Source organism: Exiguobacterium sp. UBA1053, assembly GCF_002316465.1.
GTDB classification, from domain to species: domain Bacteria; phylum Bacillota; class Bacilli; order Exiguobacteriales; family Exiguobacteriaceae; genus Exiguobacterium_A; species Exiguobacterium_A abrahamii.
Window position 1 is genome coordinate 1 of sequence record NZ_DCDO01000019.1, and the last position, 11,251, is coordinate 11,251.

Annotated in this window: 11 protein-coding genes and 2 pseudogenes; all 13 read right to left on the reverse strand. The window is 49.4% G+C overall.

Going from position 1 to position 11,251, the window contains the following annotated elements; all coding sequences use genetic code 11:
- Positions 1-1,099 (reverse strand): lysine--tRNA ligase (gene lysS, locus B3G15_RS15840; RefSeq protein WP_290722346.1); only part of this gene is annotated, 1,099 nt, incomplete at its 3' end.
- A gap of 162 nt (positions 1,100-1,261) precedes the next feature.
- Positions 1,262-2,254, reverse strand: coding sequence for a tRNA dihydrouridine synthase DusB (gene dusB / locus B3G15_RS15845; protein WP_023466575.1), 993 nt, complete (start codon positions 2,252-2,254; stop codon positions 1,262-1,264).
- Positions 2,254-2,769, reverse strand: a complete 516-nt coding sequence (gene folK / locus B3G15_RS15850) for a 2-amino-4-hydroxy-6-hydroxymethyldihydropteridine diphosphokinase (protein ID WP_215085695.1) — start codon at positions 2,767-2,769, stop codon at positions 2,254-2,256. Before folK ends, dusB begins: the two co-directional genes overlap by 1 nt.
- On the reverse strand, positions 2,766-3,137 hold the full coding sequence (gene folB / locus B3G15_RS15855; RefSeq protein ID WP_290722337.1) for a dihydroneopterin aldolase: 372 nt from the start codon (positions 3,135-3,137) through the stop codon (positions 2,766-2,768). The genes folK and folB overlap by 4 nt, the downstream gene beginning before the upstream one ends.
- A gap of 2 nt (positions 3,138-3,139) precedes the next feature.
- A complete protein-coding gene (gene folP / locus B3G15_RS15860; protein ID WP_064301055.1) occupies positions 3,140-3,925 on the reverse strand; it encodes a dihydropteroate synthase in 786 nt (261 codons plus the stop codon).
- Positions 3,922-4,761 carry an aminotransferase class IV gene (locus tag B3G15_RS15865; RefSeq protein WP_290722340.1) on the reverse strand — a complete coding sequence of 280 codons (840 nt, stop codon included), beginning with the start codon at positions 4,759-4,761 and terminating at the stop codon, positions 3,922-3,924. The genes folP and B3G15_RS15865 overlap by 4 nt, the downstream gene beginning before the upstream one ends.
- On the reverse strand, positions 4,745-5,326 hold the full coding sequence (locus B3G15_RS15870; protein WP_290722342.1) for an anthranilate synthase component II: 582 nt from the start codon (positions 5,324-5,326) through the stop codon (positions 4,745-4,747). Before B3G15_RS15870 ends, B3G15_RS15865 begins: the two co-directional genes overlap by 17 nt.
- Positions 5,323-6,703, reverse strand: a pseudogene (locus B3G15_RS15875) (anthranilate synthase component I family protein). The gene B3G15_RS15870 and the pseudogene B3G15_RS15875 overlap by 4 nt, the downstream one beginning before the upstream one ends.
- An 87-nt stretch (positions 6,704-6,790) precedes the next feature.
- Positions 6,791-7,735, reverse strand: coding sequence for a cysteine synthase A (cysK, locus tag B3G15_RS15880; protein WP_023466565.1), 945 nt, complete (start codon positions 7,733-7,735; stop codon positions 6,791-6,793).
- Positions 7,736-7,815: 80 nt separating this feature from the next.
- Positions 7,816-8,127: a hypothetical protein gene (locus tag B3G15_RS15885; protein ID WP_023466564.1), complete on the reverse strand. Its 312-nt coding sequence runs from the start codon at positions 8,125-8,127 to the stop codon at positions 7,816-7,818.
- A gap of 12 nt (positions 8,128-8,139) precedes the next feature.
- Positions 8,140-9,063: an Hsp33 family molecular chaperone HslO gene (gene hslO / locus B3G15_RS15890; RefSeq protein WP_023466563.1), complete on the reverse strand. Its 924-nt coding sequence runs from the start codon at positions 9,061-9,063 to the stop codon at positions 8,140-8,142.
- A gap of 21 nt (positions 9,064-9,084) precedes the next feature.
- A pseudogene (locus tag B3G15_RS15895) lies at positions 9,085-9,837 on the reverse strand (type III pantothenate kinase); the annotation flags it as partial.
- Between the two features lie 180 nt (positions 9,838-10,017).
- Positions 10,018-11,251, reverse strand: a 1,234-nt coding sequence (locus B3G15_RS15900) for an ATP-dependent metallopeptidase FtsH/Yme1/Tma family protein (RefSeq protein ID WP_290722344.1), incomplete at its 5' end; no start/stop codon positions are given.

Below are 11,251 nucleotides of genomic sequence, written 5' to 3' on the forward strand. Positions count from 1 at the left end.
CTTTTTGTTCAAAGAACTCATTCAAGATATGTCCCGTCGTCATGTGTGACTGGACCTCAACACCGTGTTCATGTGCTAGTTCGAGGGCACGTTCGTTTGAAATCTGTTCAAAGAAGTCGACACCTGTCGCTTCTTTAACGAGATCGACCATGTGTGCTCGTTTCCAACCGACAGATAGATCAATGACGTCTTCTCCGTAAGTGACTTGTGTCGTACCGAGTACTTCTTGTGCGACGTGAGCGATCAGGTTCTCTGTTAAGTTCATGATGTCTTTATAATCCGCATACGCTTCATAGAGTTCGATCATCGTAAACTCTGGATTATGGCGTGTTGAGATTCCTTCATTACGGAACACACGACCGATTTCGTAGACTTTCTCAAGTCCACCGACGATCAAACGTTTCAAATGGAGCTCGATCGCAATCCGCATGTAAAGCGTCATGTCGAGTGCATTATGATGCGTGATGAACGGACGAGCCGATGCTCCACCCGCAATCGTGTGCAACATTGGTGTTTCGACTTCCAAGTATCCGAGGTTATCGAGATATTGACGAATTCCACGAATGACTTTACTCCGCGCGATGAATGTCTCACGTGATTCTTGGTTTGTAATAAGGTCGAGGTAACGCTGACGGTAGCGTTGCTCGATATCTTTTAATCCGTGATATTTATCCGGAAGCGGACGTAATGCTTTCGTTAATAACGTAAATGCTGTGACGTGAACAGAAAGTTCACCAACATTCGTCTTGAACACATATCCTTGAATTCCGACGATGTCGCCTAAGTCACATGTCTTATAGATCTCATACGCCTCTTCGCCGACGTCATCTTTACGGACATACAACTGAATTTGACCTTGCACATCCTGAACGTTCGTAAAGCCGACCTTCCCTTTACGACGTGTCGTCATGACACGCCCCGCGATGGCAACTTCCGGTTTCAGTTCAGCCAATTCTTCTTTTGTATGTTCACCAAATGATGCACGAATGCTCGCAGTATCCGTCGAACGTTCAAAACGTGCGCCGAATGGATCGAGACCTTGTTCACGCATGGCGTTCATCTTACCGAGACGCACCTGCATTTGATCGTTCATTTCCATATCCTGACTCACTGTCTTCACTCCTTTTAATAATGGTTCACGACGATTCTCTCGAATAAAAAGCTGTCGGAATGACCGACAGCCCTTTTAGAAAACCGATACGCTCATCTTCAATGCAACTAGCGTACCACAAAACGACTCTGTCCGACTATACTTTACCTGTTAGGCATATGCTACGTCTTCTTCGAGTGTCTGCAAGTACTGCTGTAACAGTTCGACGAGTCCTGCGTGTGTGTCGATATTGAATAACGCATTGCGAACGCGACCGTTCCCCTTCATTCCTTTCAAATACCAGGCGACGTGTGTCCGCATTTCGCGTACGGCGAGTTCTTCTCCCTTTAGCGCGACTAGTCGTGTGGCGTGCAAGAGACAGATATCAATCTTCTCACGCGCCGTCGGTTCTGCTGGAAGCGTTCCTGATTCGAGGTACTGGATCGTCTGATACAACATCCACGGGTTCCCGAGAGCTGCCCGTCCGATCATGACACCGTCGACGCCGATCTCATCAATCATTCGTTTTGCATCTTGCGGCGTCTGAACATCTCCATTTCCGATGATCGGAATGTTGACCGCTTTTTTCGCTTCGCCAATGATGTTCCAGTCTGCGACCCCTTCATACTTTTGCGAACGTGTCCGCCCGTGGATGGCAACGGCTTTCGCACCACCCGCTTCTGCCGCTTTGACATTATCAACACAATAGATGTGATGACTGTCCCAGCCGGTCCGCATCTTAACAGTAACGGGTTTATCGATCGCTTGCGTCACCGCATGGACCATCTCATATACCTTATCCGGATCAAGCAACCATTTCGCTCCAGCATCACTTTTCGTGACTTTCGGGACCGGACAGCCCATGTTGATGTCAATGATATCGGCATTCGTGTTCGCTTCGACATATCGTGCCGCTTGAACGAGTGTCTCTTTTGAACCGCCATAGATTTGAAGGCTGAGCGGTTTTTCCCGCTCATCCACGTACAGCATCTGTAGCGTCCGTTCGTTCTCGTACAAGATCCCTTTATCGCTGACCATCTCCGCACAGACGAGTCCCGCACCGAATTCCTTTGCAATTAACCGAAACGCCGGATTACAGACGCCTGCCATCGGTGCCAAGATGACTTGATTCTTCAGTTTGACATCACCAATGTTAAATTCCATTATTGTTCCTCCGCTTCTAAAAGCCCACCTAACCGTCGTACACCGTTTCGTTCTGTCTCTGGTAACTGCTGATACAACTGCTCGACGCTTTGTCCAAGACCGGGTATGACGCATGTTGCTGCGAGTTCACGTAATGGTGCGAGGACGAATGCCCGCTCTTGCATCCGCGGATGCGGAACGGTTAATCCTTCGAGATCAATGCGTTCTTCCTCATATAGCAAAATATCTAAGTCAAGCGTTCGTGGTCCATTTTTGAACAGACGCTCGCGTCCTTCTAGCTGTTCAATTTCCTGCAGTCGTCTAAGTAAGACAGATGCCTCATCCGTCGTTTGAATTGCGACGACCATATTATAGAATAAATCCTGCTCGAGATATCCGACAGGTACCGTCTCATAAATGGAAGAGGCCTTCACATCATGAACAGACGGTAACGCTCTCAGGCGAGTAATCGCTGCTCTTAAGTGAGCCGCCTTATCGCCGATGTTCGAGCCGAGTGCAATGTAAGCTTCCTTCATGCATAGTCCTCCCGAAGGCGATTGATCTCGACCGCCACATGTTCATAATGACCGGCAATCGGCGGATCCGGTTTGATGACCTTGATCGACGCTTCTTGAATTCGTTCGTCTAACGCAAATACTGCTTTTGCAATACGGTCCGCCAAGGCTTCGACGAGTTGGAGCGGTTCTCCTTCGACGACACGTTTCGTCGCTTCATACAATTCGGCGTAATTGACACTTTTCGTCAAATCATCCGTCCGACCGGCTTCTGCCAATGCAAGTCCGATCGATAAGTCGACATTGAAGCGTTGACCGAGTTTTGTCTCTTCTTCGAATACACCGTGGTACCCATAAAAACGCATTCCTGTTACATGAATTCGATCCACCGTTATTCCCCCTTCGTCGCAGCCAACATGATGTCCATCATCTGCGCTGCCCGTTTGACTTCTTTGACGTCATGCACACGCATCCAGTCACATCCTTGTTGAATCCCGTAGCAAACCGTCGCAATCGTTCCTTCGAGTCGTTCTTCTGTCGGTAATCCAAGCGCGAGACCAATCATCGATTTACGGGATGTTCCGAGTAAAACCGGATACCCGAAGTCCGTTACGATCGATAGATGACGCATCAGGTACAAGTTCTCTTCATGCGTCTTCATGAATCCAATCCCCGGGTCGAGCCAAATGTGCTCTTCCGCCACGCCTGCCTGTTTTGCTAACCGAATTGATTCCTCAAGGTCAGCTCGAACTTCTGCCAGCATATCTGTCCCATGCGCCGTCTCCCGGTTATGCATCAAAATGATGGGTACTTTATACTGCGCAGCAACGTTGACCATCGAACGATCGCCCCACTTCGAGCCCCAAACATCGTTGATGATGTCCGCTCCCGCTTGAATAGCAGCCTCTGCGACGACAGGTTTGTACGTATCGATCGACACCAGTACGTTCAGCTCTCGTTTGATGCGCTTGATGATCGGTAAAACACGGGCGAGTTCTTCTTCGACTGATACGAACGCTGCACCCGGCCGTGTCGACTCTCCACCGACATCGATCGCATCTGCTCCATCCGCGACGAGCTGACGCGCTTGCCGCATCGCTTGCTCGACATCGACATATTGTCCACCGTCCGAAAAGGAGTCCGGTGTCACGTTCAAGATACCCATGATGTAAGTCATCTTTGTTCTCTCCTTGTCGTCACATGTTCGACGGATTGATCGAACAGCGTCATGATTTGTGCATATCCTGTTCCGTTGATTCCAGGGAAAGGGCGTCCGTCAAGTGACGAAATCGCGACCGCTTCCTGAACGGAATTCGTATAGATGATCTCATCTGCTTCTTCGAGCTGCGGTAAATAAACCAAGCGTTCTTCGACCGGTACATGTTGCATGAGAAACTGACGGGTAATCCCGTTCAGTGCACCGGTTTCAAGCGGTGACGTATACCATGTACTTCCGTAACGCCAAAAGATGTTTGACGTAATGCCCTCACAGACATGACCTTCCTTCGTTAAAAACAGCCCTTCTGCTTCCGGATTGAACAATTGTCGTTTCGCCACTAGATTGTTCATGTAATGATGTGACTTCAAGCGGTAAGTCGTCTCCGGCGTACTGCGCGGTAAACGAATCGTCTCGAGTGCACGTTCCGCCCGTTTTCGCGGAGCGATTGGTTTCGCATAGATCAACACGGTCGGCGTGTCGTAAGGATCGATTGATAAACCGATCTCGCGTGGACCGGCAGAGACGTTCAACCGAATGTATAAATCGTTCGCCCCATATGCTGCATATAAATCTTGGATCGCTTGCCGTAAGGCTTCCCGATCATATGCTAGCTGGATTCCGAGTGCGACACAACTCATCCGTAAGCGTTCAATATGATCATCGAACAAAAACGGATGTCCGTTATATGTCCGAAACGTCTCGAATACACCCATCCCGTAGACGAATCCGTGATCGAGCGGGGAGATGCGTACTTCTTCTTCTCGTTTAATGGTTCCGTCATGCCAGAGATACATAATGCGTCAACTCCAAGAAATTTTTTAACATCTGCTTACCGTCTCGCGTCAAAATCGCTTCCGGATGGAACTGGACACCGAGAATCGGCAACGTCCGGTGACGGAGTGCCATGATCTCTCCACCGGCTTCCGCCGTCACTTCGAGCACTTCCGGGAATGTCTCGCGTTCAACGACGAGCGAGTGATAACGTGTCACCGGCGTCGCTTGTGGGATCCGTTCAAAGATGCCTTGTCCGTCATGTGTCAGTGGCGAGACTTTTCCGTGCATCATTTCCTTCGCGCGGACGACTTTACCACCGAATACTTGCCCAATCGCTTGATGACCTAAGCAGACCCCTAGTATCGGTACCTTCCCAGCAAAATAAGCAATCGCTTCTAGACTGATCCCCGCTTCATTCGGTGTACAGGGGCCCGGTGAGATGACCAGATGATCCGGTTGCAATGCTTCGATTTCCGCAAGGGTGATCGCGTCGTTGCGAAATACCCGGATGTCTTGCCCAAGTTCGCCGAAATACTGGACTAAGTTGTACGTAAAGGAATCATAGTTATCAATCAATACAATCATTGCGTTCCCTCCGCTGTTTCTTTTGTCACCCATAGCGCTTTGGCTTTACTAAGTGACTCTTCGTATTCACGTGTTGCGTCCGAGTCTGTGACGACTCCAGCACCTGCTTGGACATATGCCATCCCGTCTTTTGCGACGAGTGTCCGGATCAAGATGTTGAAAATGGCATCATCCGCCCAACTGATGAAGCCAAGCGACCCAGTGTAGATACCGCGCCGGACCGGTTCCAGTTCTTCAATGATTTCCATCGTCCGGATTTTTGGTGCGCCAGNNACCACCTGGGAACATCGCAGCGAGCACCTGACTCCCCGAGTGTTCCGGAGCTACTTCCCCTCTGACGTTTGAGACGATGTGTTGTACGTGCGAGTATTTCTCGATCACCATCAGCTCATCGACATGAACCGTACCATAACGACTGACGCGCCCTAAATCATTTCGCTCTAAATCAACGAGCATCACATGCTCTGCCCGTTCTTTTTCATTATCGAGTAAGGTTTTCGCAAGTCGTAAATCCTCCGCTTCATCCTTCCCGCGCGGTCGTGTTCCGGCAATCGGACGTGTGGCTAACGCATCGCCGATTTTTTCGACGAGCAACTCGGGTGAGGCGGACACGAGTGTTAAATCTTCATCCGCAAAGTAACCCATGTATGGAGAAGGATTGACTTGTCGTAATACATCATACAAATGTTCCGCTGTCGTCCCAAGCGGTTCTTGTTGGCGGACGGACAAATTAACTTGGAAAACGTCACCGTCCTCAATATAGGATTTAATCCGGTGTGCCGCTGTCATGAACGCTTCCTGCCCGAAAGCCCGTTCTCGCTCGCCGGACGAACCAGTCGCTGTAAATTGAGGTGCATCCGTCTCGATGCACCAACGTGCGACTTCCGTTTCAAGAACTCGCTCTGCTTCTTCTGCCGTGTCTCGTGTCACGGCAATGAACAACTGCTTCGTTTCTTCATCAAACACGGCGACTTCATCGTACCAGTAAAATGATAGATCGGGTGTTTGCAGATCATCCGTCGCTCGCTCCGGTAGCTTTTCTAAATAACGGACGGCATCATAACTGACGTATCCGGCAAACCCACCAAAGAACGGTGGCATTCCATCCGGTCGAATCGATTCACGGTCGACGCGGAGCTGTTCGAGTACATCAAACGGATTCGCCGTCGATGTCTCGACTTTTCCATCTGTCTCAATCGTCGTCGTTCCGTCTTTTGTCCGGACGTATCCGACAGGACGAGTCGCCGCCATCGTATACCGGCCGATTCGACCGCTTTCGAGCCAGACGTGTCCCGTTGTGCCATTCGTCTGTTCAACATATCGATTGTAGAATTGTTCTTTCGTCCATGGTACTGCTTTGTATTTCGTCTGTCGCATACGCGTCCCTCACTTCACACTATTCTGCTCTCATTATACGCAAAAAAGTACACGGAAGCCGAATGACTTCCGTGTACGTCCAGTTGATTACTTCGATTGGTCTGCTTCTTCCTCGATTTGATACAGCGGTGTACTTAAGTACCGCTCTCCATTCGAAGGAATGATTGCGAGAACGTTTTTCCCTTTACCGAGACGTTTCGCTGTCTTGAGCGCCGCTGCAATCGCAGCACCTGACGAGATACCACCTAAGACACCATTCGTCTTCGCTGCTCGGCGTGCGTGATCGAATGCTTCTTCCGTCGTGATTTGCTCAACACCATCATAAATCTCTGTATCGAGAATCGACGGCACGAACCCAGCACCGATTCCTTGCAGTTTGTGTGGTCCCGGCTTCCCACCTGATAAGACCGGTGAATCCGTTGGTTCGACGGCAATGATTTCAATACCTTGGAAAGCATCGCGTAACACTTTACCAGCACCGGTGATCGTTCCACCCGTTCCAATTCCCGCGATGAACGCATCGAGTTGCATGCCTTCGAACGCTTCGACGATTTCAGGACCTGTCGTTTTTTCATGAACGACTGGATTGGCACCGTTATTGAATTGTTGTGGCATGAAGTAACCGTGTTCTTCTGCTTCCGCTGTCGCGCGAGCGATCGCACCCTTCATCCCTTCAGGACCCGGAGTCAGAATCAATTCCGCACCATAGGCACGAAGCAACGTCCGGCGCTCCATGCTCATCGTTTCCGGCATGACGAGGATGGCGCGATATCCTTTCGCCGAAGCGACCATCGCTAGTCCGATCCCTGTGTTCCCACTTGTCGGCTCAATGATCGTGTCTCCTTCTTTGAGTTGACCCGCTTCTTCTGCGGCCTCAATCATGGATAGCGCGATCCGGTCTTTTACGCTTGATCCAGGGTTCATGTACTCCAATTTCAGATACACATCTGCATCCTCAGGACCCGTTAGATGATGTAACTTGACGATCGGGGTGCGACCGACTAAATCTAATACTGAATTCGCAATACGCATGACCATTCCTCCTCATTAGTGAACCGCTTGAATTCCAAGTAATCCGATAAACTAATTATCAGCGGATTGGATGAAATCTGTCAATCAAAGCGTTTGACTTCCGGCTTTTTTCCATCCTTCGTCTGGCGTTCGACCGCTTCTTGAATCAAACGATCAATCGTCTGTTTTTCCTGTTCCGTTCGCATCGTCTGATAGACCATCGCGCGCGTGATTTTCTCATCACCGACTTCGGCGACGACATCCTCGAGCGGACCACCGATGCTGTCTTGAACGATTTTAGGAGAATCGACCTTTGGGAGCTCACCCATGAAAGCGTAAGCACCGGTCATGAAATTCGTCAACATTAAGATGAAGATCAACATCCACAAGTACTTAGGTTGTACATTCCCCATATTAGATCCCTCTTATGCTCTTTCGAGTGATTTTTCGCGAAGTTCCTCTAATTCTGGAACATCATAGTGATAATGCTCTGAACAGAAGTGACAAACAGCTTCCGCACCACCATCTTCATCAATCATCGCTTGAATCTCATCTGGTCCAAGAGCGATGATCGCTGTCGCTAATTTGTCACGGTCACACGTACATTCGAATGATACTGGAATCGTATCAAGATGTTCGTAGTCACCGAGAACGAGTTCTAACATTTCTTCTGGTGTTTTTTCCTCACCGACGAGAATCGAGATCGGTTTTAGGGCTCCAACACGTTTTTCGAGTGCTGCAATCGTCTCTTCCGATGCACCTGGCATCAATTGAACGATCAAGCCACCTGCTGCGATGACTGATTCGTCTTCTGGATAAACGAGAACGCCAGCCCCAACGACCGACGGGCTTTGTTCCGATACAGCGAAGTAATACGTGAAGTCTTCGCTGATCTCACCTGTTTGAATCGGCGATTGACCACCGACGAAGTCGCGTAGTCCGAGATCCTTGATGACAGAGATGTTTCCGCGACCGACCGCTTCACCCACTTTTAGTTTCGTCAGACCATCTGCATTGACATACGTATCCATCTCGACGCGGGGACGACTGACATATCCACGTACGACACCTTTTGCATCGGCATCGACGATGATTTTCCCAATCGGTCCATCGCCTTCGACTTTTAATGTGACACGTGTATCGCCTTTTTGCATCGTACCCATCATTGCACCGATCGTCAGTGTCCGACCGAGCGCTGCTGTGACGACAGGTGTCGTCTGGTGGCGCAGTTGTGCTTCATAGACCGTCTTCGTCGAACGGATTGCAAACGCACGGACTTCTCCATTGAAGCCTAACGCCCGTACTAAATAGTCATCTTTTAATTGTGCTAATAATTCTTCACGTTTCATCTTGATTCCCTCACTTATTNNTCGTTCGTAGATAATCCGTAATCCATCTAACGTCAAGAATGGATCGACGACCTCAATCATCGTGGATTCCTCGCTGATTAATCGGGCTAAGCCGCCGGTCGCAATGACCTTCGCTTCTCCCATTTCTTCTTTCATCCGGTGAACGAGTCCGTCCACCTGTGCCACATATCCGAAATAGGTCCCCGACTGCATCGCATGGATCGTATTCCGTCCGATGGCTGACTGCGGTTTCGCAATTTCGATTCGCGGCAATTTTGCTGCCTTATTATAGAGTGCCTCGGTTGCAACCATCACACCGGGTGAGATGATGCCGCCGTAATACCGTTTTTTTGCATCGATGTAACAATACGTCGTCGCTGTTCCGAAATCGACGATGATCATCGGTCCCTCGTATTTCGCCGTCGCCGCTACTGCGTTGACGATTCGATCGGCTCCCACTTCCCGTGGATTATCGACTTTTAAATCCAGTCCTGTCTTGATTCCTGGTCCAATCAAGAACGGACGGCGTTTAAAGTAACGCACACACATATTTTCTAGTGGAAACACGACGGGGGGTACGACAGATGATAACACGATTCCCTCGATTTCTTCCACGTTTAGCTCTGCGTCACGGAACAACGCTTTGACGAGCATACCGTATTCGTCCGTCGTCCGTGTCCGGTCTGTCGCAATCCGCCAATGCTCAATCAACTCTTGTCCCTGATAGACACCTAAGACGATATTCGTATTTCCGACATCGATGACTAAAATCATTTGCTTATTTCCCCGCTTCTTCTCAATTTTCATGCTTCTATTGTATTCCGTTGTTTCACGATCGGAACTATATACGTTGTGATTATACCATGCTCGTATGGTCACACCTACCGATGTGTATTCGCTCGGTCTGCCACAAAAAAGAACGGATTCGATATCAATCGAATCCGTTCCATCCGTTTACACTTGATCGTCGCGACGCGGCGTATCTGGTGTATCCGTATCTACATTTTTCCCTTCGTCAACGACTGAACCCATTTGCTTTGGAGACTCTGTCGGTTGATCAACAGTTGCATCTGTCGATTCCGGTGCTTTCTCTTCTGCTTTTGGAGTCGTTGCTTCTGGTTCATGTTTTTTGTATTCGCCCGTCTCTAGGAGATGGTGAATTTGTTTTTGATCAAGTGTTTCGACTTCAAGCAACGTCGTTGCAATCAAGTCGAGCTGATCGCGCTTCTCAGTCAGGATATCTTTCGCTTTTTGGTAACAGCGGTTGATGATCGCTTGGATTTCCGTATCGATCTCGTGTGCGATCGCATCCGAGTAGTTCTGTTCGTTTTGGAAATCACGTCCGAGGAAGACGTTGCCACTTTGACCTGATCCAAATTGAAGTGGTCCGAGTTTTTCACTCATCCCGAACTCCATGACCATTTTCCGTGCAAGACCTGTCGCACGCTGGAAGTCATTGCTTGCCCCAGTCGAGACTTCTCCGAAGACGATATCCTCTGCGACACGACCACCGAGCAATCCAGTAATCTTATCTTCGAGTTCCGGCTTCGTCATGAAGTAACGATCTTCTTTTGGCAACATGACGACATATCCACCCGCGTTACCGCGAGGAACAATCGTTACTTTGTGTACTTCATCCGCATCGTCGAGCGTGACACCAATGATCGTATGTCCTGCTTCGTGCCATGCGACAATCTTTTTCTCTTTCGGCGAGATGATCCGGCTCTTCTTCGCTGGTCCTGCGATGACACGGTCAATCGCTTCTTCGAGATCAACGATCGAGACTTTATCACGGTCTGAACGTGCTGCAACAAGTGCTGCTTCATTCAGAAGGTTCTCAAGATCCGCACCTGAGAATCCAGGTGTCCGCTGTGCGATAGCTTTCAAATCAACCGTCGAATCGAGCGGTTTGTTCCGTGCGTGAACTTTCAAGACTGCTTCACGACCGACGACATCTGGACGATCAACCGTGATTTGACGGTCAAAACGACCTGGACGGAGTAAGGCTGGGTCAAGAATATCAGCACGGTTCGTTGCTGCGATCATGATGATACCTTCGTTTTCACTGAATCCATCCATCTCGACGAGAAGTTGGTTCAATGTCTGCTCACGCTCATCATGTCCACCACCGAGACCTGCGCCCCGTTGACGACCGACAGCATCGATTTCATCGATGAAGATGATACAT

Bases quoted from the DNA above. Each gene is read 5' to 3' on its own strand.
- B3G15_RS15870 (WP_290722342.1), bottom strand. From the start codon at position 5,326: ATGATTGTATTGATTGATAACTATGATTCCTTTACGTACAACTTAGTC.
- B3G15_RS15865 (WP_290722340.1), bottom strand. From the start codon at position 4,761: ATGTATCTCTGGCATGACGGAACCATTAAACGAGAAGAAGAAGTACGC.
- B3G15_RS15885 (WP_023466564.1), bottom strand. From the start codon at position 8,127: ATGGGGAATGTACAACCTAAGTACTTGTGGATGTTGATCTTCATCTTA.
- dusB (WP_023466575.1), bottom strand. From the start codon at position 2,254: ATGGAATTTAACATTGGTGATGTCAAACTGAAGAATCAAGTCATCTTG.
- hslO (WP_023466563.1), bottom strand. From the start codon at position 9,063: ATGAAACGTGAAGAATTATTAGCACAATTAAAAGATGACTATTTAGTA.
- cysK (WP_023466565.1), bottom strand. From the start codon at position 7,735: ATGCGTATTGCGAATTCAGTATTAGATTTAGTCGGTCGCACCCCGATC.
- folK (WP_215085695.1), bottom strand. From the start codon at position 2,769: ATGAAGGAAGCTTACATTGCACTCGGCTCGAACATCGGCGATAAGGCG.
- folP (WP_064301055.1), bottom strand. From the start codon at position 3,925: ATGACTTACATCATGGGTATCTTGAACGTGACACCGGACTCCTTTTCG.